Origin of the sequence: Marinobacter nauticus ATCC 49840, assembly GCF_000284615.1 — a bacterium.
GTDB classification, from domain to species: Bacteria; Pseudomonadota; Gammaproteobacteria; order Pseudomonadales; family Oleiphilaceae; genus Marinobacter; species Marinobacter nauticus.
This window is the reverse complement of sequence record NC_017067.1, coordinates 3,272,347-3,294,946: the sequence shown is the minus strand read 5'-3', so window position 1 is coordinate 3,294,946 and position 22,600 is coordinate 3,272,347. Positions and strand designations below refer to the sequence as shown.

The window sequence follows — 22,600 nt, the reverse complement described above, 5'->3', positions numbered from 1 at the left end:
TCCGGTTTGCAAACAGGAAATGATGAAAACATCAAAGATTGCGTGGGTGACGGTTGAAACCCGGGAAGCGGGCCCCATATCGGTTCGCAAAGCGATTCTTTCCTGCTTTCTGCACAAGCGGGAGTGGTTATTTCTGCAGGCCTCCGTGGCCGTGAAAACGTTATCAGGAGTTGTCATGAGTGCTGACGAAAAGCGCAACGAACAGGTAGAAGAACGCAACGAGGCAGCAGAAGCTGCGGCGGAAGAGCAGGCTGCAGGTAACCAGGATGCCGAGCAGTCACCGGAGCAGGGCTCCGAGCTGGATGTGCTGCAGCAGAAACTGCAGGAGTACCAGGAGCAGGCCTTGCGGGCACAGGCGGAGATGCAGAATGTCCGTCGCCGGGCCGAGATTGATGTGGAAAAAGCTCACAAGTTTGCGCTCGAGAAGTTTGTGAAAGAGCTGTTGCCTGTAGCGGACAGTCTGGAGAAGGCGGTCGAAAGCACCGAGGGTCACGAAAACGCAGGCGAGCTGGTTGCGTCCATTCGCGAAGGTGTGGAAATGACCCTGACGCTGTTTATGAACAGCCTGAAGAAATTCAACGTTGAACAGCTCAACCCGGTGGGTGAGCCGTTCGATCCGCAGCAGCACGAAGCCATGTCCATGGTGCCGGCGCCGGATGCGGAGCCTAACACCGTGGTTGCGGTTGTGCAGAAAGGTTATCTGCTTAATGGCCGGGTAGTTCGTCCGGCGATGGTCGTAGTGGCCAAGGCAGAAGATGCGCCAAAAATCGACGAGCAGGCTTGAAAAGTCGAGCAGAGCGCCAATATAGCGATTAAACAGCAAAGGCCGGGGTAGGCATTCTCCGGAACAGCATTCAGAAAGATTTGGAGTGATTCGATGAGCAAGATTATTGGTATCGACCTGGGAACCACAAACTCCTGTGTGGCCATCATGGATGGCGACAAGGTAAAGGTAATTGAAAACGCAGAGGGTGATCGCACAACCCCGTCCATCATCGCCTACACCGATGACAACGAGACTCTGGTTGGCCAGTCAGCCAAGCATCAGGCGGTGACCAACCCGCACAACACTCTGTACGCCATTAAGCGACTGATTGGTCGTCGTTTTGAAGATGACGTGGTTCAGAAAGACATCAAGATGGTGCCCTACAAAATCGCCAAGGCAGACAACGGTGACGCCTGGGTTGAGGTAAAGGGTCAGAAAATGGCGCCGCCGCAGGTGTCTGCAGAAGTTTTGAAGAAAATGAAGAAGACTGCAGAAGACTACCTGGGTGAAAAGGTAACCGAAGCGGTGATCACCGTGCCTGCGTACTTCAATGACAGCCAGCGCCAGGCGACCAAAGATGCTGGCAAGATTGCTGGTCTGGAAGTGAAGCGGATCATCAACGAGCCAACTGCTGCGGCCCTGGCTTATGGCCTGGACAAGAAGAGCGGTGATCGTACTGTTGCTGTGTACGACCTGGGTGGTGGTACTTTCGATCTGTCCATCATCGAAATTGCGGACGTAGACGGCGAGCACCAGTTCGAAGTGCTGGCCACCAACGGTGACACCTTCCTGGGCGGTGAAGATTTCGACCTGAAAGTGATTGAATACCTGGCCGACCAGTTCAAGAAAGACAGCGGCATCGATCTTCGCGGCGACTCTCTGGCCATGCAGCGTCTGAAAGAAGCGGCGGAGAAGGCCAAGATCGAGCTGTCCAGCAGCCAGCAGACCGACGTAAACCTGCCGTACATCACTGCAGATGCGTCTGGTCCCAAGCACATGAACGTGAAGCTGACCCGTGCCAAGCTGGAATCGCTGGTAGAAGATCTGGTTCAGCGCAGTCTGGAGCCCTGTAAGGTGGCTCTTCAGGATGCGGGCATGAAGGCCGGTGAAATCGACGAGGTTATTCTGGTCGGTGGTCAGACCCGTATGCCGCTGGTGCAGGAGAAAGTAAAAGAGTTCTTCGGCAAAGAGCCGCGTAAAGACGTGAACCCGGACGAGGCTGTAGCCATGGGGGCAGCGATTCAGGGCGCGGTACTGTCTGGCGACGTGAAAGACGTACTGCTGCTGGACGTAACCCCGCTGACCCTGGGTATCGAAACCATGGGTGGCGTGGCCACTCCGCTGATCGAGAAGAACACCACGATTCCGACCAAGAAATCGCAGACCTTCTCTACAGCGGATGACAACCAGACTGCAGTGACCATTCACGTGGTTCAGGGTGAGCGTAAGCAGGCGGCACAGAACAAGTCTCTGGGTCGTTTCGATCTGGCCGACATTCCGCCGGCACCGCGCGGTGTGCCGCAGATCGAAGTAACCTTCGATATTGATGCCAACGGTATCCTGAACGTGTCTGCCAAAGACAAGGCGACCGGCAAGGAACAGTCCATCGTGATCAAGGCCTCTTCTGGTCTGAACGATGACGAGATCGAGAAGATGGTTCGCGATGCCGAGGCCAATGCCGAGGAAGATCGCAAGTTCGAGGAGCTTGTCCAGGCCCGTAACCAGGGTGATGCCATGGTACACGCCGTGCGCAAGACCTTGAGTGAAGCCGGTGACAAGGTCTCCGACAGCGAGAAGGAGTCCATCGAGGCCGCCATTAAGGATCTGGAAGAGGCCCTCGAGGGTTCAGACAAGGAAGCGATCGAAGCCAAGACTCAGAAGCTGACCGAAGTGTCCTCTGAGCTGGCTCAGAAGATGTACGCGGATCAGGCCGACCAGGCTCAGCAGGCCGGTGGCCAGGAAGAAGGTCAGGCCAAGAGTGCTGACGACGCCGTCGATGCCGAGTTCGAGGAAGTCAAAGACGACGACAAGAAGTAATTCCGAGGTACATCAAGTAGTTGGGGAAACGCGGGCCGGGCTCGCGTTTTCCTCGTTATAAAAACAGGGTTTTGAAGCATGGCCAAGCGCGATTATTACGAAGTACTCGGGATCTCCCGGGATGCGGACGAAAAGGAAATTAAGCGGGCGTATCGAAAGCTCGCGATGAAGTACCACCCGGACCGTAACCCGGATGACAAAGATGCCGAGAACAAATTCAAAGAGGCCAGCGAAGCCTACGAAATCCTGGCGGACTCCAGTAAGCGCGCCGCCTACGACCAGTTTGGTCATGCCGGCGTAGACGGTCAGGCTGGCGGCGGCTTTGGCGGTGGTGGCGCCAGCTTCTCCGACATCTTTGGTGATGTGTTCGGTGACATCTTCGGTGGTGGTGGCCGTGGCCGAACCACCCGCGGTGCAGATCTTCGCTACACCCTGGAGCTGGATCTGGAAGAGGCTGTTAAAGGCAAAACCGTCAAGATCAACATCCCTGGCCATAAAGAATGTGAAGCCTGTGATGGCAGTGGCGCTGAAAAAGGCTCTCGCCCGGAAACCTGTGGCACCTGCCAGGGCATGGGCCAGGTCCGGATGCAGCAAGGCTTCTTCACCGTACAGCAAGCCTGTCCTACCTGTCGTGGCTCCGGCCAGATCATCAAGAATCCCTGTAAGAGCTGTCACGGCCAGGGTCGGGTGCGCCAGGAGAAAACCCTCTCGGTCAAGGTGCCGCCAGGTGTTGATACTGGCGACCGTATTCGCCTGTCCGGCGAAGGTGAGATGGGTGTAGACGGAGGGCCTCCTGGAGACCTTTATGTACAGGTCGCCGTTCGTGAGCATTCCATTTTCACCCGTGACGGTCGCAATCTTTACTGCGAAGTGCCCATCAGCATCGTCGACGCCACCCTCGGCGGCGAGCTGGAAGTACCAACGCTGGATGGCCGCGTAAAGCTCAAGATTCCGCCTGAGACCCAGACCGGCAAACTGTTCCGTCTGCGCAACAAAGGCGTCAGCCCGGTCCGCGGTGGCCCGGCCGGTGATTTGTTGTGCCGGGTGATTGTGGAGACGCCGGTGAACCTCACCAAACGCCAGAAGGAGCTGCTGGAAGAATTCCAGCAAACCCTGGATGGTAACAACGGAACTCATCATGCCCCCAAGAAAACCTCATGGTTTGAGGGTGTGAAAAACTTCTTCGACGAAATGAAATTCTGAGGGTAGAGCAGATGAGGGTAGCGATCATCGGCGCCGCCGGGCGCATGGGTAAAGTGCTGATCGAAGCTGTCGACGGTACCGAAGGCCTTGAGCTCGGCGCTGCCATCGTCGAGCCGGGCAGCAGTCTGATTGGCGCCGACGCCGGTGAAATGACCGGCATCGGCAAAACCGGCGTAAAAATGGCCGCCAGCCTGGACGACGTCAAAGACGACTTCGACGTACTGGTGGACTTCACCTTCCCGGACCTGACCCTGGAAAACGCGAAGTTTTGCAGCGCTAACGGCAAAATGCTCGTGATCGGTACCACCGGCATGACCGACGCCGAAAAAGAGCAGCTGGCGCTGGCCGCCGAAAACACTCCGGTCGTTTTTGCGCCCAACATGAGCGTGGGCGTCAATGTCGTCCTCAACCTGCTGCGCACCGCCGCCGCAACCTTGGGTGATGACTACGACGTGGAAATCATCGAAGCCCACCACCGCCACAAAAAAGACGCCCCCTCGGGCACAGCCCTGCGTATGGGTGAAGTGGTGGCTGATGCTCTCGGTCGCGACCTGAAAGAATGTGCGGTCTATGGCCGCGAAGGCTTCACCGGCGAACGCACCCGCAAGGAAATCGGCTTCGAGACCATCCGCGCCGGCGATGTGGTGGGTGATCACACGGTACTGTTTGCAACGGAGGGTGAGCGCATCGAAATTACCCACAAGGCGAGCAGTCGGATGACTTTCGCAAAAGGTGCCATGCGGGCCGCGTTGTGGCTTGAGGGTAAGGCGGCTGGTCTTTACGACATGCAGGACGTTCTGAACCTGAAAGGTTGAGCTACATACTCAGAGGCTGCGGGAGCAGGGCGCCTTCCCGAAAATTTCGGAGGCCATGGATGGCCGGAGAGAAGCTCACATGGAAGTGCTTGTAGCGGTTTTCGGGAAGGTGCCCTGCTTCCGTGGCCGGAGTTTGCGTCAGGCCGAGAGCAATTCGGCGTGGACAAAAAACGCCAAAATCGCTTACAATAAGGCGATTTGACTGCACCAAGCGTACCTTTGAAAAGTTTATAAAAGCGGGACCGGGTTTTTACCTTGTCTCGCTTTTTTGCAACCTGAGATTATGCGCTTGCGTTCCTGTTCGTGACGAACTTACGCCACTCGATGAGGATACAAGCCTTGAGCACACCAGCAATCCTTGCACTCGCAGACGGAAGCCTCTTCTACGGCACCGCCATCGGCGCAGACGGAGAAACCAGCGGCGAGGTAGTGTTCAACACTGCCATGACCGGCTACCAGGAAATCCTGACCGATCCGTCCTACTCCCGCCAGATCGTTACCCTGACGTATCCGCACATTGGCAACACCGGTGTTAACGAAGAAGACGTAGAATCCGACCGCATCCAGGCCGCTGGCCTGATCATCCGGGATCTGCCCCTGCTCGCCAGCAGCTGGCGAAACAAGGGTAGCCTTGATGACTACCTGCGAAGCAACAACATTGTTGGCATTGCGGACATCGACACCCGCCGACTGACCCGCATCCTCCGGGACAAGGGCTCCCAGAATGGGGCCATCGTCGCTGGTGAAAACGCCACTGCCGAACGCGCACTGGAACTGGCTAACGCCTTTCCCGGCCTCAAAGGCATGGACCTGGCCAAAGAAGTCACCTGCAGCGAAGCCTACCAGTGGAACCAGGCCGAGTGGGATCTGGTAAACGGCTACAGTGACCGCTCCGAAGACAGGTTCAAGGTGGTGGCCTGGGATTACGGCGTAAAATACAACATTCTGCGGATGCTCGCGGCCCGCGGTTGCGAGATCACCGTCGTGCCCGCGCAAACCCCGGCCTCTGATGTACTGGCGATGAAGCCCGATGGCATCTTCCTGTCCAACGGCCCGGGCGACCCCGAGCCCTGCGACTATGCTATCAAGGCCATTCAGGAAGTGCTGGAAACCGAGATTCCGGTATTCGGCATCTGCCTGGGCCACCAGCTGCTGGCCCTGGCCAGTGGTGCAAAAACCATGAAAATGGGCCACGGCCATCACGGTGCCAACCATCCGGTGCAGGACATTGCCAAAGGCACTGTGATGATTACCAGTCAGAACCACGGCTTTGCTGTGGATGAAACAACCCTGCCCGCCAATGTGGAAGCGACTCACAAATCGCTGTTTGACGGCACTCTGCAGGGCATTCGCCGCACCGATAAGCCGGCCTACAGCTTCCAGGGGCACCCGGAAGCCAGCCCGGGCCCCCATGATGTGGCTCCGCTGTTTGACGAGTTTATCCAGCTGATGGAAGCGCGATCTGCCTGAGGGCAAGGCCATCAACGATAGCTCACCGGCGCTGAATACCGCGCTGCAAGAATTCAAAAGTTGCTGACAGGTTTACCAAGACATGCCAAAACGTACCGACATTAAAAGCATCCTGATCCTGGGCGCCGGCCCCATCGTGATCGGGCAGGCGTGCGAATTCGACTACTCCGGAGCCCAGGCCTGTAAGGCGCTGCGCGAAGAGGGCTACCGGGTGATCCTGGTGAACTCCAACCCGGCCACTATCATGACCGACCCGGCCATGGCCGATGCCACCTACATCGAGCCGATCACCTGGAAGACGGTCGAAAAGATCATCGAAAAGGAAAAGCCGGACGCCCTGCTGCCCACCATGGGTGGTCAGACTGCACTGAACTGTGCGCTGGACCTGGAAAAGCACGGCGTGTTGGAGAAGCATGGCGTTGAAATGATCGGCGCTAACGCTGACACCATCGACAAGGCCGAAGACCGCGACCGCTTCGACAAGGCCATGAAGAAAATCGGTCTGGAGTGCCCGCGCGCGGCCATCGCCCATTCCATGGATGAAGCCTGGAAGATCTCCGAAGACATCGGTTTCCCGTGCATTATCCGTCCATCGTTCACCATGGGTGGTTCTGGCGGTGGTATTGCCTACAACAAGGACGAGTTCGAGGAGATCTGTACTCGCGGTCTCGATCTGTCCCCGACCAACGAGCTGCTGATCGACGAATCCCTGATTGGCTGGAAAGAGTACGAGATGGAAGTTGTTCGGGACAAGAACGACAACTGCATCATCGTCTGCGCCATCGAGAACTTCGACGCCATGGGCGTGCACACCGGTGATTCCATTACGGTGGCCCCCGCCCAGACCCTCACCGACAAGGAATATCAGATCATGCGGAACGCCTCGCTGGCGGTGCTGCGTGAGATTGGTGTGGAAACCGGCGGTTCCAACGTGCAGTTCGGTATCAATCCGGATACCGGCCGTATGGTGGTGATCGAAATGAACCCCCGGGTGTCGCGTTCCTCGGCGCTGGCGTCCAAGGCCACCGGTTTCCCGATCGCTAAGGTCGCAGCCAAGCTGGCCGTGGGGTACACCCTTGATGAGCTGCAGAACGAGATCACCGGCGGCGTCACCCCGGCCTCGTTCGAGCCGTCCATTGATTACGTGGTTACCAAGATTCCCCGGTTTACCTTTGAGAAATTTCCCCAGGCCGATGCCCGCCTGACCACTCAGATGAAGTCTGTCGGTGAGGTCATGGCCATTGGCCGGACCTTCCAGGAGTCGGTGCAAAAGGCACTGCGTGGCCTGGAAGTGGGTTCTGAAGGTTTCGATGAAAAGCTGGAAGAGCTGGACTCCGAGAACAGCCGAGAAACCCTGACCCGGGAGCTGAACGTACCCGGTGCCGAGCGAATCTGGTACATCGGTGATGCCTTCCGCGCCGGCATGACCGTGGACGAAGTGTTCCGCCACACCAAGGTAGACCCCTGGTACCTGGTGCAGATCGAGGACATCGTGCGCGAAGAGCAGGCTCTCAAGTCGGCCGGTAAGGCCGATATCGACAAGGCTACCCTGTTCCGACTCAAGCGCAAGGGCTTTTCCGACGCCCGCCTGGCCAAGCTGCTGGGCATTTCCGAAGTCAGCCTGCGCAAGCTGCGCCACGACCTGGGCATCCGCCCGGTCTACAAGCGCGTGGATACCTGTGCGGCAGAATTCGCCTCTGATACCGCCTACATGTATTCGACCTATGAGGAAGAGTGCGAGGCAGAGCCAAGCGATCGTGAGAAGATTGTGGTCATCGGTGGTGGCCCCAACCGCATTGGTCAGGGCATCGAATTCGACTACTGCTGTGTGCACGCGGCCCTGGCCATGCGTGAGGACGGCTACGAGACCATCATGATCAACTGCAACCCGGAGACCGTGTCGACTGATTACGACACCTCCGACCGGTTGTATTTTGAGCCGATCACCCTGGAAGACGTGCTGGAAATCATCAACGTCGAGAAGCCCAAGGGCGTAATCGTCCAGTACGGCGGTCAGACTCCGCTGAAGCTTGCGCGTGGCCTGGAAGCCGCCGGTGTGCCCATTATCGGCACCAGTCCGGACGCCATTGACCGCGCCGAAGACCGCGAGCGCTTCCAGCAGATGATCCAGCGCCTGGGTCTGAAACAACCGGAAAATGCCACTGTGCGCAGCCACGAGGAAGGCATCGTGGCTGCCCGCGAGATTGGCTACCCGCTGGTGGTGCGTCCGTCGTACGTGCTGGGTGGCCGGGCCATGGAGATCGTCTATGACGAAACCGAACTGGTGCGCTACATGCGTAACGCGGTGCTGGTCTCCAATGACAGCCCGGTTCTGCTTGATCACTTCCTGAATGCTGCCATCGAGGTCGATATTGATGCGATCAGTGACGGCACTGATGTTGTGATCGGCGGTATCATGCAGCACATTGAGCAGGCTGGTGTTCACTCTGGTGATTCCGCCTGCTCCCTGCCGCCCTACAGTCTGAGCAAGCAGGTGCAGGACGAGATGCGCGAGGCCGTGAAGAAAATGGCCATCGAGCTGGATGTTATCGGCCTGATGAACGTGCAGCTGGCCTATCAGGATGGTGAGATCTACGTGATCGAAGTGAACCCGCGTGCCTCACGGACCGTGCCGTTTGTGTCCAAGGCTATCGGGGTGTCTCTGGCCGCGGTTGCGGCCCGGGTGATGTCCGGCAAGAGCCTGAAAGAACTGAACTTTACTCAGGAAATCGTGCCGACCTACTACGCCGTTAAAGAGTCCGTGTTCCCGTTCAACAAATTCCCGGCCGTGGACCCGATCCTCGGGCCGGAAATGAAATCCACCGGTGAGGTGATGGGGCTGGGCGACAGCTTTGATGAAGCCTTTGCCAAGGCCGCTCTGGCCGTGGGTGAACGGTTGCCGGCCCAGGGCGTGGCCTTCATGTCGGTGCGCGATGTGGACAAGCCGGGTGCGGCCAGTGTTGCCCGCGACCTGGTGGATGCTGGCTTCAGGATTATTGCCACCACTGGCACCGCCAAGGCGCTGGAAGCCGAAGGTATCGCCGTTGAGCGGGTGAACAAGGTTCGCGAGGGTCGTCCGCACATTGTCGATGCCATCAAGAATGGTCAGGTTCAGCTGATTATCAATACTACGGAAGGTCGCAAGGCGATTTCTGACTCGGCGCAGATTCGCCAGTCTGCCTTGCAGACCAAAGTAACCTACACAACCACACTGGCAGGTGGCGAAGCCTTCTGCCGGGCCATCAAGTTTGGCCCGGAGCGCACCGTTCGTCGCCTCCAGGAACTACACGCAGGAAAGTAAGGCTATGGCTGACAGAGTACCGATGACCAAGACGGGCGAAGACCGTCTGCGTGAGGAGCTGAAAAAGCTGAAGTCCGAAGATCGGCCGCGGGTGATCGCGGCCATTGCCGATGCCCGTGAGCACGGCGATCTGAAGGAAAATGCTGAGTATCATGCGGCCCGGGAGCAGCAGAGCTTTATCGAAGGTCGCATTCAGGAAATCGAAGGCAAGCTGTCCGTGGCGCAGGTGATTGATGTGACCACCATGGAGAATACCGGCAAGGTGATCTTCGGCACCACTGTGCATCTGGTCAACATGGAAACCGACGAAGAGGTTACTTACCAGATCGTGGGTGAAGATGAGGCCGACATCAAGGCAGGCAAGCTGTCGGTGTCCTCGCCGATCGCCCGCGCGCTGATTGGCAAGAACGAAGGGGATGTGGTGGCTATCCGTATCCCCTCCGGTACCGTGGAGTACGAGATTTCCGAAGTGGAATATATCTGACTCGGTTGTGCTGATCGGGCGTAAAGAAAAAGCCGGCTCTGGGGAACCAGGCCGGCTTTTTCGCGTCTCAGCTTACGCTTATTTGTTGCGCAGCAGATTCGACAGCTTGGGGTTCGGTTTCTTCGCACGACGCAGAATGACGGCGATTTTACCGATCGTCTGGACCAGTTCGGCGCCGGAGCTTTCGCACAGAGCCTGAATGGCTTCCTGGCGGACTTCGCGATCCTGGCTGGCGACTTTGATCTTGATCAGCTCATGGTCGTTCAGGGCACGGTCCAGTTCGTCCTGCAGTCCTTCAGACAGGCCTTTGTCGCCAACGATGATGACGGGCTTCAGGTTGTGGGCAATAGCCCGGTATTCCCGGCGCTGTTCCGGTGACAGACTCATGATGTAATCTCTTAATAGGTGCAATTAACAAAAGGTCAGCGGTGAATCCGCTGGCAACCACGTATAATTCAGCGATTGTAACAGATAGCGACTCATGACAAATGGCCGTATTCACTTACAGAGGGTGTTGTAATTCCGGTCATGGCGTCCCATATAGGTAGTATCGCGATCGGTTCCGGATGGGCCGTTTCTGGTTTACCGGCGTACAATTGGTGTAAGGTGTCGGAAAAGGGTTGGCGGCCTTCAGGCGCTGATCCTGCAATTCACAGGTGATGATCCTTGAACGATATGGCAAAAAATCTGGTTCTCTGGCTAATCATAGCCGCCGTGCTGCTGATGGTGTTTCAGAATTTCTCTCCCACCACCACCGGCCAACAAGTTAACTATTCCCAGTTTGTCGAGATGGTCCAGCAGGGCCAGGTACGGCAGGTGACCATTGATGGTCTGCAGGTGCAGGGTGTCCGCAACGACGGCTCCCAGTTCCAGAGCATCCGGCCGCAGGTGTCTGACAACAAGCTGATGGATGACCTGCTCGCCAACAACGTCGAAGTGATCGGCAAGGAGCCCGAGCGCCAGAGCCTGTGGACGCAGCTGCTGGTAGCCGCGTTCCCGATTCTGATCATCATCGCATTGTTCGTGTTCTTCATGCGCCAGATGCAGGGCGGCGGTGGCGGCAAGGGCCCCATGTCGTTCGGCAAGAGCAAGGCGCGCCTGATGAGTGAAGACCAGATCAAAACCACGTTTTCCGATGTCGCGGGTGTCGACGAAGCCAAGGAAGATGTGAAAGAGCTGGTGGATTTCCTCCGGGATCCGAGCAAGTTCCAGCGTCTTGGTGGTCGCATCCCGAAAGGCGTATTGATGGTGGGCCCTCCCGGTACCGGTAAAACCCTGCTTGCCAAGGCCATCGCGGGCGAGGCCAAGGTGCCTTTCTTCTCTATCTCCGGCTCCGACTTTGTGGAAATGTTTGTGGGCGTGGGTGCTTCCCGTGTTCGCGACATGTTCGAGCAGGCTAAAAAACAGAGCCCCTGCATTATTTTCATCGATGAGATCGATGCGGTTGGTCGTCACCGTGGTGCTGGCATGGGCGGTGGTCACGACGAACGTGAGCAGACCCTCAACCAGTTGCTGGTGGAAATGGACGGCTTCGAAGGCAATGAAGGCGTTATCGTCATTGCCGCCACCAACCGTCCGGACGTGCTGGACCCGGCGTTGTTGCGCCCTGGCCGGTTTGACCGCCAGGTGGTGGTGAGCCTGCCAGACATCATTGGCCGTGAGCAGATTCTGAAAGTGCACATGAAAAAAGTGCCGCTGGCCGACGGTATTGATCCTGCGGTGATTGCGCGGGGCACGCCGGGCTTCTCCGGTGCCGATCTTGCCAACCTGGTCAACGAAGCTGCGCTGTTTGCGGCCCGTCGTAATCAGCGCCTGGTCTCCATGGAAGAGTTGGAGCTGGCCAAGGACAAGATCATGATGGGCGCCGAGCGCAAGTCCATGGTGATGAGCGAAAAGGAAAAGCGGAATACGGCTTACCACGAGTCGGGGCACGCGATTGTGGGCCGTCTGATGCCTGAGCATGACCCGGTCTATAAAGTGAGTATTATTCCTCGTGGCCGCGCCCTGGGCGTGACCATGTTCTTCCCGGAAGAGGACAAGTACAGCCACTCCAAGCGCTATCTGACCAGCTCGATCTGTAGTCTGTTTGGTGGCCGTATCGCCGAAGAGCTGACCCTGGGCTTTGATGGTGTCACCACTGGTGCGTCCAACGACATCGAGCGGGCGACAAGCCTGGCCCGGAATATGGTGACCCGTTGGGGGCTGTCCGAGAAACTTGGTCCTCTCCAGTATGACACAGACAGTGAGGAGCCCTTCCTTGGTCGTTCTGCGGGGCAGGCGCACACGGTGTACTCGCCAGAGACTGCCCAGCGGATTGATGAGGAAGTTCGCAATATCATTGATGAGTGCTACGAGAAGGCCAAGCAGATCCTGATTGATAACCGGGACAAGCTGGACATGATGGCCGAAGCACTGATGAAGTACGAAACCATCGATCGTTACCAGATTGATGACATCATGGCTGGCAAGGAGCCTCGTCCGCCCAAAAACTGGGGTGACAGTGGTCCCGCCGGAGGCGTGAAGGCTGAAGAGCCTGAGCAGGCGCCGGAGCCCAGAAGCTCCGACGATGGCCGGCAGCCCGGCGTAGGGCGTCCCGCCGGCGAGCACTGACTCGCCGTCAAAGCCTGAGTAACTGAATGCGCCGCCCGGGCCCCCGGGCGGCGTTTGTTTTTGTCTCTCCGAAAGCTCTGCCTGTGGAAGCTGCGTTATGAAAATGAACTTTGCCGGTCGCGAACTGGATCTGTCTCGTTGCCACGTGATGGGTATTCTGAATGTCACCCCCGATTCGTTTTCCGATGGCGGACGCTTTAATTCCAGGGAATCGGCGCTTGTGCGGGCCCGGCAGATGGTCAATGACGGCGCTTCTTTTATTGATGTTGGAGGTGAGTCGACTCGCCCCGGCGCAAGCGAAGTCTCGACCCAGGAAGAGCTTGACCGCGTATGCCCGGTGGTCGAAGCCATTGCCAAAGAGTTGGATACCGTGATTTCGGTGGATACCAGCAATCCTGTGGTGATGGCTGAAACCGCCCGGCTTGGTGCGGGACTGATCAACGATGTTCGTGCCCTGCAGCGCGAGGGTGCGCCGGAAGTGGCTGCAAAAGCAGGCATTCCGGTGTGCATCATGCATATTCAGGGTGAGCCGGATACCATGCAGGACGATCCCCGGTATCGTAATGTGCGTCGGGACGTCAGCTCTTTTCTGACGGAGCGTATGCGGGTGGCTGAGCAGGTCGGTGTTCGTGCCGATAACATTATTCTTGATCCCGGCTTTGGCTTCGGCAAGAGCGTGGAGCATAACTATCAGCTGCTCGCTACCCTTGAGCAGTTGCATATTCTCGGACACCCGTTACTTGTCGGGGTCTCGCGAAAGTCCATGCTGGGAGCGGTCACGGGTCGCGATGTGAATGAAAGGTTGCCGGCCAGCCTCGCTGCCGCGACAATATCGGCCATGAAAGGGGCGAGCATCCTCAGGGTGCACGACGTTAGGGAAACTGTGGACGCCGTCAGGATCGTAACGGCAGTGAAGGAGGCAATCTGATGACCCAGCGCAAATACTTTGGTACCGATGGCATTCGTGGCCGGGTCGGAGACAGTCCGATTACGCCGGAGTTCATGCTGCATCTGGGTTGGGCTGCGGGGCAGGCATTCAAGCGTGCGGGCCAGCGCAACAGCGTACTGATCGGCAAGGATACCCGGTTGTCCGGCTATATGTTCGAATCGGCGCTGGAGGCTGGCCTGGCCGCGGCGGGTGTTGATGTGAAGTTGCTGGGGCCGATGCCGACACCGGCGATTGCCTACCTCACGCGAACTTTCCGGGCATCTGCCGGAATTGTCATCAGTGCCTCCCACAACCCTCATCATGATAATGGCATCAAATTCTTTTCTTCTGCCGGTACCAAACTGGACGACGCCCTGGAAGCCGAGATTGAGCGCTGGCTGGACCAGCCTATCGAAGTGTGTGAGCCGGAAGAGCTGGGCAAGGCGAGCCGGGTAGACGATGCGCCCGGTCGCTATGTGGAGTTCTGCAAAAGTACTGTGCCAAACGAGTTTACTCTCGACGGCATGCACCTGGTGCTTGACTGTGCTCACGGTGCTACCTACCACGTGGCGCCCAAAGTGTTCCGTGAGCTGGGGGCGAAAGTGACGGTGATTGGCGCCGAGCCAGATGGCTTGAACATCAACCTGAATGTTGGCTCTACCCATCTGGGCGCGCTGAAACAGGCGGTTGCCGAGAAAAAGGCTGATCTTGGTATTGCCTTCGACGGTGACGGCGACCGGGTGTTGATGGTTGATCGTGATGGTTCCGAAGTGGATGGCGACGAACTGTTGTATATCCTGGCTTCCCAGCGCCAGGCAGAAGGACGGCTGCACGGTGGTGTGGTTGGTACGTTAATGACCAACCTGGGTGTTGAGTTGGCTCTGCGCGAAATCGGCGTCGAGTTCGAGCGGGCCAAGGTTGGCGATCGTTATGTGATGGAGCGCCTGTTGGCCAATAACTGGCTGATTGGAGGCGAGGGTTCCGGGCATATGGTGATCCGGGATTGCACCACCACGGGTGACGGTATTGTCTCTGCGTTGCAGGTACTGCTGGCAGTGCGGAAGTCCGGCAAGACTATGGGAGAACTGCGGGCCGGTATGAGCAAGCTGCCGCAGAAAATGATCAACGTACGCGTTGCCGAACGGTTTGATCCGTTGGGTAGGGCGGATATTGTTGAGGCCATGGCGCGGGCAGAGGCTTCGTTGGGTGATGCCGGGCGCATTCTGCTGCGGGCATCCGGCACCGAGCCGCTGATCAGAGTGATGGCCGAGGGTCAGAGCGCAGACGATATTACCCGGGTGGTGGAAGAGCTTGCCCTCGTGGTGGAGCGTTCAACACCCTGATTTCGAAGGGTGGTTGTGTACCGCGGGTGACTGCTGTATAGTTCCGCCTCCCTTTTGCTCGGGACTGTCGAGGACAGAGATGCGTCGCAGAATTGTTGCCGGAAACTGGAAAATGAACGGGTCGAAAGATCTGGTGAAACAGCTGGTTGGCGCAGTTTGCGAGCAGTCCGGTAATGTTGGCAAAGATGTGGAGGTGGTTATTATCCCTCCTGCGATCTATCTGGGCCAGGTTGCCGAGCAGGGAGGTGGGCGGATCACTACCGGTGCGCAGAACGTGTCCCAGTGGCAATCTGGCGCATATACCGGAGAAATCTCCGCCGAAATGGCCCGCGATATGGGTTGTGGCTATGTGCTGGTGGGCCATTCCGAGCGCCGGCAGTTGTTTGGTGAGACGGATTCTGTGGCAGCCGCCAAGGTTGAGCAGGTTCTGTTGAGTGGCTTGGTTGCGGTGCTGTGTGTAGGTGAAACGCTCGCGGAGCGGGAAGCCGGTCAAGCCGAAGCAGTGGTTGCCGAGCAGGTTCGCAGTGGGTTGTCAGTTGTGGCTGATGATCAGTGGTCCAGGGTTGTTGTGGCGTATGAGCCGGTCTGGGCTATCGGAACCGGAAAAACCGCGACGGCAGACGATGCCCAGGCCATGCATTCGGAAATCCGCAAGGTGCTGGATGGTATGAATGCACCGGCTAATGAGATTTCGGTACTTTACGGCGGCAGTGTAAAAGCGGATAATGCGGCCGCTTTGTTTGCAGAGCCGGATATTGATGGCGGTCTCATCGGTGGTGCATCGTTGAAGGCCGAAGAATTTATCAGCATTTGCCGGTCTTTCCCGGCAGGTGTCTAAGCCGACACGTTTACGAGAGTCTGTATGGATTGGTTGGAAACACTGGTAGTTGTTGTTCACGTCGTGATCGCCGTGTCGCTGGTGGGCCTGGTTCTGATCCAGCAGGGCAAGGGTGCAGACGCCGGAGCGGCTTTCGGTGGTGGTGCGTCCCAGACCGTGTTTGGTAGTCAGGGCAGCGGAAGCTTCCTGACGCGGATGACCACTTTTATGGCGGTTATCTTTTTTGTGACAAGTTTTTCGCTGGCGATTTTTGCCAAGCAGCGCGCCGAAGTGGCTGGCGAGGCAGGTATTCCGGTTGTTCAGGAATCGTCTCAGGCAGGTGCGCAAGCTGAGCAGGCGCCCTCTGCTGATGAGCCTGCAGCCAACAGCGAATCCGAGGGTGGGGACGCGCTCCCCGAACTCGAGTAAAGAATGATGCCCGGGTGGTGAAACTGGTAGACACGCCATCTTGAGGGGGTGGTAGCGAAAGCTGTGCCGGTTCGAGTCCGGCCCCGGGCACCATATTAAAAGAAGACGGCTTGGCAAACCCAGGCCGTTTTTTTTGGTCAGTCCTTGACCAGTCCGCGTGGCGTCACTATACTCCCGCGGATATTGGAGCCTGCGAGCATCGAGGCTTCCAGGCAGGCCAGGTGTCTGTCGGCAGAGCGCTTGAAAGGGTTGGCGCTTTGCGAATTCTTGCAACAAAAGGCCCCATGTTTCAGGGGCTTTTTGATTAAGGGGCCTGGCGCAAAGGGCCCTGGTGCATAAAAGGGCTGATTAACAGCCCTTTTTTTGTTTTTGTACCCTGAAAATTCGGAAACGGAGGCGGCGACACTTGTCAGCCAAACTGAAACAACTGGAAGACATCCTGCGCCCGGTGGTCGAGGGTCTGGGTTATGAGTTCTGGGGAATTGAATTCCGCTCCCATGGACACCATTCCAAACTTCGGGTGTTTATTGATGATGCTGAGAACGGCATCGCGATCGACGACTGCGAGAAAGTCAGTCGTCAGGTCAGCGGGGTGATGGATGTGGAAGACCCCATCCAGACCGAATATACGCTGGAAGTGTCTTCGCCCGGTATGGACCGGCCGCTGTTCCGGCTGGAGCAGTACGAGGCATTTATTGGTCATAAAGTGCAGATCAAGCTGCGTATGGCGTTTGAGGGCCGGCGCAAATTCCTGGGCCTGATCAAAGGGGTGGAGGGCGACGACGTGGTAGTTGTAGTAGATGACCACGAATACCTGTTGCCCTTCGACAGTATCGAAAAAGCCAACATCGTGCCGGTTTTCGAGTGACACATTCGAATAAATCTATAGATGTATCGTTTATTTTGAGGGCAGGGCAATCCCATGAGTAAAGAGATCTTGCTGGTAGTGGAATCCGTCTCGAACGAGAAAGGTGTCGAGAAGGATGTGATTTTCGAGGCGATTGAACTCGCACTCGCTACCGCTGCCAAGAAACGTTATGAAGACGAAGAGGCGGATATCCGGGTTGCCATTGATCGCCGCACCGGAGAATACGAAACCTTCCGCCGCTGGCTGGTGGTCGATAATGATGCCGTTCCTGCGTTGGGCACTGAGCTGACCCTGCAGGAAGCGGAAGAGATCGACACCAATCTGAAGCCGGGTGATATGTACGAAGAGAAGGTGGAGTCTGTGGCGTTCGGGCGCATTGGTGCCCAGGCGGCCAAGCAGATCATCTTCCAGAAAGTGCGCGAAGCCGAGCGCATGAAGATTGTCGACAGCTACCGCGATCGTATCGGTGAGCTGGTGTCCGGTACCGTCAAGAAGGTGACCCGGGACAATGTGATTGTGGATCTGGGTGGCAACGCAGAAGCTCTGCTTCCCCGTGAGCACCTGATTCCCCGTGAAACCTTCCGGATGGGCGACCGCGTTCGTGCTCTGCTGCTGGAGATTCGCACCGATCATCGCGGACCACAGCTGATTCTGAGCCGTACCGATTCGCAAATGCTGATCGAGCTTTTCCGCATCGAGGTTCCCGAGATTGCCGAGGAACTGATCGAGATTCGCGGTGCCGCTCGCGATCCGGGCTCCCGGGCCAAGATTGCGGTGAAGACCAACGACCGCCGTATTGATCCGGTTGGCGCTTGTGTTGGTATGCGGGGCTCCCGCGTACAGGCAGTGTCTAATGAGCTGGGCGGTGAGCGTGTGGATATCGTGCTTTACGACGATAACCCGGCTCAGTTGGTCATCAACGCGATGGCGCCTGCTGAGGTCGCCTCCATTGTCATGGATGAAGACCGTCACACCATGGATGTAGCCGTTGCCGAAGATAACCTGGCGCAGGCCATTGGCCGGAACGGCCAGAACGTTCGTCTGGCTACCGAGCTGACCGGTTGGACCCTGAACGTGATGACGGAAGAAGAAGCCGGTGAGCGCCAGGAGCAGGAATACAACCGCCTGCTTGAACACTTTACCGCTCATCTGGATGTTGATGAAGAATTTGCCGGTGTTCTTATCGAGGAAGGCTTTACCTCCATTGAAGAGGTGGCCTACGTACCGATGGAAGAAATGCTGGCGATTGAGGGCTTTGACGAGGAAACCGTCACTGAATTGCGCCGTCGTGCCAAAGACGTATTGCTGAACCAGGCGCTGGCCAGTGAAGAAGCCCTGGAGGGCGCTGAGCCCGAAGACGATCTTCTGAACATGGACGGCATGGACCGGGCGCTGGCATTCAAGCTTGCCGGCATGGGCGTGCGCACAATGGAAGATCTGGCGGAGCAGTCGATTGATGAGCTGCTCGAAATTGAAGGTATGGATGAAGAGCGTGCTGGTCAGTTGATTATGACTGCGCGCGCACCCTGGTTTGAAGACCAGGCCTGATTCGGGAGAGGAGGACCAGTATGGCTGAAGTAACGGTAAAACAACTGGCCGCAGATGTAGGCGCTCCCGTGGATCGTTTGCTGAAGCAGATCGTGGAAGCGGGCCTGAAAGCCCGCAGCGAAAACGACGCTGTCACCAGCGATGAGAAGCAGCAGTTGCTGGCCTATCTGAGAAAAAACCATGGCGAGGCGGAAGCTGAACCGCGGAAGATTACACTCAAGCGCAAGACCACGACGACGCTTAAGGCCGGCAAGGCCAAGACTGTCAACGTAGAAGTGCGCAAGCGCCGCACCTATATCAAGCGTGCAGAGCTGCAACCCGAACCGGAAGCTGAGGCGCCGGTAGCGGAAGAGCCGGTACAGGCACCGGCCGAAGAGCAGGCACCGGTGGAAGAAACGCCGAAGGTCGCAGCGGAAGCTGCACCTGCCGAAGCCCCTGAAACGGAAGCTCCGGCCGCAGCGGAAACCGAAGCCAAGGCTGCTCCGGAACCTGCTGCAGAATCCGCAGAGCCTGCCATCGCGCCGGAGGATATTCCCATGCCTCCGCCTGAGGATGAAGGTCGGGATCGCAAGCCGAAGAAGAAAAAAGAGAAGGTGCGTGAGCGCGGCGATGATATTGAAGAAGGCAAGCCGAAGAAGAAGCAGGCTGGCCATCGCGGTCCTCGCAGCCGTCCGGTAGAAGAACCGGTAGTACTGAGCGAAGACGAAGAGGAAACCACTCTTCGCAAGCCGCTGCGGGCCAAAAAGAAACCGAAAGAAAAGCGTCATGCTTTCGAGAGGCCCACAAAGCCCATGGTCAGAGAAGTACAGATTCCGGAAACCATCACCGTTGGTGATCTCGCCCAGCGCATGGCCGTCAAGTCCGCTGATGTTATCAAGACCCTGATGGGTATGGGGGTGATGGCAACCATCAATCAGGCGCTGGATCAGGAAACGGCGATCCTGGTTACCGAAGAGCTGGGCCACAAGCCCAAAGCGGTGAGCGAGGATGCTTTCGAAGAGGAAGTCCTGAGCGAAATCACCGGCCCGGACGAAGGCAAAGAGAAGATCAAGCGCGCGCCGGTTGTCAGTGTCATGGGTCACGTTGACCATGGTAAGACCTCACTGCTGGACCATATCCGCCGCGCCAAGGTTGCTGCCGGTGAATCCGGTGGTATTACCCAGCACATTGGTGCTTACCATGTAGAAACTGAACACGGCATGGTGTCCTTCCTGGATACCCCGGGCCACGCCGCGTTTACCGCCATGCGTGCTCGTGGTGCCCAGTGTACCGACATCGTTATCCTGGTGGTGGCAGCCGACGACGGTGTTATGCCTCAAACCAAGGAAGCCGTTGAGCACGCCCGTTCTGCCGGCGTACCGATCGTGGTTGCCATCAACAAGATGGACAAAGAAGAAGCCGATCCGGACCGCATCAAGAACGAGCTTTCAGCTCTGGAAGTCATTCCCGAAGACTGGGGCGGCGACGTTCAGTTCGTGCCTGTTTCTGCACACACCGGTATGGGCATCGATGACCTCTTGGAAGCTGTCTTGCTGCAGGCTGAAATCCTTGAGCTGGAAGCGTCCCCGGATGCAGCGGCGAAAGGTGTTGTGGTTGAATCCAGCCTGGAACGCGGCCGTGGTTCTGTTGCTACCGTGCTGGTTCAGAACGGTACGCTTCGCCAGGGCGACATGGTGGTGGCCGGTTCCTTCTTCGGTAAGGTGCGCGCCATGACCGACGAAGCCGGGCGCCAGGTGAAAGAAGCTGGTCCGTCGATTCCGGTCGAGATTCTGGGCCTGAACGGCACGCCAGACGCCGGTGACGAATTCTTCGCTGTGGCTGACGAGAAAAAAGCCAAAGAGCTGGCTGAATTCCGTCAGACCCGTGAGCGTGAGCAACGTCTCCAGCGCCAGCAAGCTGCCAAGCTCGAGAACATGTTCGAGAATATGGGCAAGGACGAGGTCAAGACCCTCAACGTCGTACTCAAGACCGACGTGCGTGGTTCTCTGGAAGCCATTACCAAGGCCCTGCAGGACCTGGGCAACGACGAGGTTCAGGTGAAGATTGTTTCGTCTGGTGTTGGCGGTATCGCCGAGACCGACGTCAGCCTGGCCATGGCCACCAACGCCGTTATTTTCGGTTTCAACGTGCGTGCGGATACCGCATCCAAGCGTCTGGTTGAGCAGGAAGGTCTGGATCTGCGCTACTACAGCATCATCTATAACCTGATTGATGATGTGAAAGCGGCTTTGACAGGCATGCTCAAGCCGGAATTCCGCGAAGATATCGTGGGCATTGCCGATGTGCGTGACGTATTCCGTTCGCCGAAATTCGGTCAGGTGGCTGGCTGTATGGTGACTGAGGGCACCGTATACCGTAATAAGCCGATCCGCGTACTGCGTGACAACGTGGTGATCTTTGAAGGCGAGCTGGAATCCCTGCGTCGCTTCAAGGACGATGTGGCGGAAGTTCGCAACGGTATGGAATGTGGTATCGGTGTTAAAGGCTACGACGTGAAAGTGGGCGACCAGATCGAAGTATTCGATCGCGTCCGTGTTGAACGTCAGCTTGAGTCCACGGGGGCCTGATGGCACGGGAATACAGTCGCGTAGATCGCATCGGCGATCAGATGCAGCGAGAGCTAGCGCAGCTGATCCAGCGCGAGGTGAAGGATCCTCGCGTTGGTATGGTCACGGTTAATGATGTGAAAGTCAGCCGTGACCTAGGCTATGCCGATATCTATATTTCGTTGCTGTCCACCGAGGAGCTCACCGAAGATTCACCCGAAGTGCAGGACTCCCTGACGGTGTTGAACAAGGCCTCCGGGTTTCTGCGCGGGCAGGTTGGTCGCGCCATGAAATTGCGTGTGGTGCCCCATCTGCGGTTTCACTTCGACAAGCTGTTGGGGCAGAGCCGCAAGATGGATCGCCTGATCCGCGAAGCGGTTGGCGACAAGCCTGCCGTGCCCCGGGACGATAATGATGACCCGGTTTCCGATAACCCGGAGCGTGACGCTTGAGCCGAAGACGCAAAGGCCGTGACGTAAACGGCATCCTGGTAATCGACAAGCCCCAGGGCGTTACCTCCAACGGGATTCTGCAGCAGGTCAAGCGCCTGTATGGTGCGGCGAAGGCCGGCCATACCGGTGCGCTTGATCCGCTCGCCACTGGCGTGCTGCCCCTGTGTTTTGGTGAGGCCACCAAGTTCTCCCAGACCATGCTGGACAGTGACAAGGCGTATATCACCACCGCACGCCTGGGCATCCGGACAGAAACCGGAGACAGCGAAGGGGCTGTGGTGGAGGAAAAGCCGGTTCCCCACTTCAGTGAGGAAGAAGTGGAGGCCGTACTGGCCCGGTTCCGTGGCGACATTCAGCAAGTGCCCTCCATGTACTCGGCTCTGAAGCATCAGGGCAAACCACTGTACGAATACGCCCGCGAGGGTATCGAAATTGAGCGCCCGGCCAGGCCGGTGACCATTTACGAGCTCAAATTGTTGGCGGTTCGGGAACAGGAGCTGGATCTTGCGGTTACCTGTACCAAGGGTACGTATATCCGCTCACTGGTTGAGGATATTGGTGAGGTTCTGGGCTGTGGAGCTCATGTCAGTGCTCTGCGTCGCACCCTGGCCTCCGGCTACACCCTGGCAAATGCCCACGATGTCAAAGACCTGGAAGCCATGCGCGAGCGCGGGGAAAGCCTGGATGGTCTGCTGTTGCCGCCGGAAACCGCCCTCACCATGTTTCCCGAGTACCGATTGTCCGGCGTGCCGCTGGTATCGATCTTGAACGGACAACCGGTTAGAATACCGGGTCAGCCTTTTGAAGGTTTCGTCCGCCTGTATGGCGAGCATTCCTTCGTAGGGCTGGCAGAAGCATTGCCGGAAGGCGATGGCACTCAACTGGTGCCTCGCCGTCTGGTCAAGAACAGCAAACGGTAAACGCCTTTTGCTGATTAGCCGGGCTGTAGAGATGCGCGGTTCGGCTGAATAGGTATGCATCGC

General features: G+C 57.6%; 18 protein-coding genes and 1 tRNA gene. 18 read left to right on the top strand and 1 reads right to left on the bottom strand.

The features are described 5' to 3' along the window. The first annotated feature begins 175 nt into the window (after positions 1-175). The 7 genes from grpE (at position 176) to greA (ending at position 10,076) form a co-directional block, all read left to right on the top strand. Entirely contained in the window at positions 176-784 is a 609-nt protein-coding gene (gene grpE / locus MARHY_RS15300; RefSeq protein ID WP_014422605.1) for a nucleotide exchange factor GrpE, read from the top strand. A 93-nt stretch (positions 785-877) separates the two neighbouring features. After that, on the top strand, positions 878-2,803 hold the full coding sequence (dnaK, locus tag MARHY_RS15295; protein WP_014422604.1) for a molecular chaperone DnaK: 1,926 nt from the start codon (positions 878-880) through the stop codon (positions 2,801-2,803). A gap of 78 nt (positions 2,804-2,881) precedes the next feature. Then, on the top strand, positions 2,882-4,006 hold the full coding sequence (gene dnaJ / locus MARHY_RS15290; protein ID WP_014422603.1) for a molecular chaperone DnaJ: 1,125 nt from the start codon (positions 2,882-2,884) through the stop codon (positions 4,004-4,006). Between the two features lie 11 nt (positions 4,007-4,017). Next, a complete protein-coding gene (dapB, locus tag MARHY_RS15285) occupies positions 4,018-4,821 on the top strand; it encodes a 4-hydroxy-tetrahydrodipicolinate reductase (protein WP_014422602.1) in 804 nt (267 codons plus the stop codon). 339 nt (positions 4,822-5,160) lie between these two features. Then, entirely contained in the window at positions 5,161-6,291 is a 1,131-nt protein-coding gene (gene carA / locus MARHY_RS15280) for a glutamine-hydrolyzing carbamoyl-phosphate synthase small subunit (protein WP_014422601.1), read from the top strand. Positions 6,292-6,373: 82 nt separating this feature from the next. Continuing rightward, positions 6,374-9,592, top strand: coding sequence for a carbamoyl-phosphate synthase large subunit (gene carB / locus MARHY_RS15275; protein WP_014422600.1), 3,219 nt, complete (start codon positions 6,374-6,376; stop codon positions 9,590-9,592). Between the two features lie 4 nt (positions 9,593-9,596). After that, positions 9,597-10,076: a transcription elongation factor GreA gene (greA, locus tag MARHY_RS15270; RefSeq protein WP_022991279.1), complete on the top strand. Its 480-nt coding sequence runs from the start codon at positions 9,597-9,599 to the stop codon at positions 10,074-10,076. A 78-nt stretch (positions 10,077-10,154) separates the two neighbouring features. On the opposite strand, the gene yhbY is transcribed toward greA, so the two are convergent. Continuing rightward, positions 10,155-10,463 carry a ribosome assembly RNA-binding protein YhbY gene (gene yhbY / locus MARHY_RS15265; RefSeq protein WP_011786768.1) on the bottom strand — a complete coding sequence of 103 codons (309 nt, stop codon included), beginning with the start codon at positions 10,461-10,463 and terminating at the stop codon, positions 10,155-10,157. Between the two features lie 279 nt (positions 10,464-10,742). On the opposite strand from yhbY, the gene ftsH reads away from it, so the two are divergent. From ftsH to truB, 11 genes are all read left to right on the top strand, one after another. Further along, positions 10,743-12,686, top strand: a complete 1,944-nt coding sequence (gene ftsH / locus MARHY_RS15260; RefSeq protein ID WP_014422598.1) for an ATP-dependent zinc metalloprotease FtsH — start codon at positions 10,743-10,745, stop codon at positions 12,684-12,686. Between the two features lie 97 nt (positions 12,687-12,783). Beyond that, a complete protein-coding gene (gene folP / locus MARHY_RS15255) occupies positions 12,784-13,614 on the top strand; it encodes a dihydropteroate synthase (protein WP_014422597.1) in 831 nt (276 codons plus the stop codon). Next, positions 13,614-14,957, top strand: coding sequence for a phosphoglucosamine mutase (glmM, locus tag MARHY_RS15250; protein WP_014422596.1), 1,344 nt, complete (start codon positions 13,614-13,616; stop codon positions 14,955-14,957). Before folP ends, glmM begins: the two co-directional genes overlap by 1 nt. 79 nt (positions 14,958-15,036) lie before the next feature. Beyond that, on the top strand, positions 15,037-15,795 hold the full coding sequence (gene tpiA / locus MARHY_RS15245) for a triose-phosphate isomerase (RefSeq protein WP_081496575.1): 759 nt from the start codon (positions 15,037-15,039) through the stop codon (positions 15,793-15,795). A 24-nt stretch (positions 15,796-15,819) separates the two neighbouring features. After that, positions 15,820-16,203 carry a preprotein translocase subunit SecG gene (gene secG / locus MARHY_RS15240; protein ID WP_014422594.1) on the top strand — a complete coding sequence of 128 codons (384 nt, stop codon included), beginning with the start codon at positions 15,820-15,822 and terminating at the stop codon, positions 16,201-16,203. Positions 16,204-16,211: 8 nt separating this feature from the next. Next, a tRNA-Leu gene (locus MARHY_RS15235) sits at positions 16,212-16,296 on the top strand. Between the two features lie 313 nt (positions 16,297-16,609). Further along, positions 16,610-17,071, top strand: a complete 462-nt coding sequence (rimP, locus tag MARHY_RS15230; protein ID WP_011786762.1) for a ribosome maturation factor RimP — start codon at positions 16,610-16,612, stop codon at positions 17,069-17,071. Positions 17,072-17,125: 54 nt separating this feature from the next. Beyond that, positions 17,126-18,619, top strand: coding sequence for a transcription termination factor NusA (nusA, locus tag MARHY_RS15225; protein ID WP_011786761.1), 1,494 nt, complete (start codon positions 17,126-17,128; stop codon positions 18,617-18,619). Between the two features lie 20 nt (positions 18,620-18,639). Further along, positions 18,640-21,186: a translation initiation factor IF-2 gene (infB, locus tag MARHY_RS15220; protein WP_014422593.1), complete on the top strand. Its 2,547-nt coding sequence runs from the start codon at positions 18,640-18,642 to the stop codon at positions 21,184-21,186. Next, positions 21,186-21,617 (top strand): 30S ribosome-binding factor RbfA, encoded by a 432-nt coding sequence (rbfA, locus tag MARHY_RS15215; protein ID WP_011786759.1) that lies wholly within the window; start codon positions 21,186-21,188, stop codon positions 21,615-21,617. The genes infB and rbfA overlap by 1 nt, the downstream gene beginning before the upstream one ends. Next, positions 21,614-22,537, top strand: coding sequence for a tRNA pseudouridine(55) synthase TruB (gene truB / locus MARHY_RS15210; RefSeq protein ID WP_014422592.1), 924 nt, complete (start codon positions 21,614-21,616; stop codon positions 22,535-22,537). Before rbfA ends, truB begins: the two co-directional genes overlap by 4 nt. Positions 22,538-22,600 lie beyond the last annotated feature (63 nt).

Bases quoted from the DNA above. Each gene is read 5' to 3' on its own strand.
- grpE (WP_014422605.1), top strand. From the start codon at position 176: ATGAGTGCTGACGAAAAGCGCAACGAACAGGTAGAAGAACGCAACGAG.
- dnaK (WP_014422604.1), top strand. From the start codon at position 878: ATGAGCAAGATTATTGGTATCGACCTGGGAACCACAAACTCCTGTGTG.
- dnaJ (WP_014422603.1), top strand. From the start codon at position 2,882: ATGGCCAAGCGCGATTATTACGAAGTACTCGGGATCTCCCGGGATGCG.
- dapB (WP_014422602.1), top strand. From the start codon at position 4,018: ATGAGGGTAGCGATCATCGGCGCCGCCGGGCGCATGGGTAAAGTGCTG.
- carB (WP_014422600.1), top strand. From the start codon at position 6,374: ATGCCAAAACGTACCGACATTAAAAGCATCCTGATCCTGGGCGCCGGC.
- greA (WP_022991279.1), top strand. From the start codon at position 9,597: ATGGCTGACAGAGTACCGATGACCAAGACGGGCGAAGACCGTCTGCGT.
- yhbY (WP_011786768.1), bottom strand. From the start codon at position 10,463: ATGAGTCTGTCACCGGAACAGCGCCGGGAATACCGGGCTATTGCCCAC.
- folP (WP_014422597.1), top strand. From the start codon at position 12,784: ATGAAAATGAACTTTGCCGGTCGCGAACTGGATCTGTCTCGTTGCCAC.
- glmM (WP_014422596.1), top strand. From the start codon at position 13,614: ATGACCCAGCGCAAATACTTTGGTACCGATGGCATTCGTGGCCGGGTC.
- tpiA (WP_081496575.1), top strand. From the start codon at position 15,037: ATGCGTCGCAGAATTGTTGCCGGAAACTGGAAAATGAACGGGTCGAAA.
- secG (WP_014422594.1), top strand. From the start codon at position 15,820: ATGGATTGGTTGGAAACACTGGTAGTTGTTGTTCACGTCGTGATCGCC.
- nusA (WP_011786761.1), top strand. From the start codon at position 17,126: ATGAGTAAAGAGATCTTGCTGGTAGTGGAATCCGTCTCGAACGAGAAA.
- infB (WP_014422593.1), top strand. From the start codon at position 18,640: ATGGCTGAAGTAACGGTAAAACAACTGGCCGCAGATGTAGGCGCTCCC.
- rbfA (WP_011786759.1), top strand. From the start codon at position 21,186: ATGGCACGGGAATACAGTCGCGTAGATCGCATCGGCGATCAGATGCAG.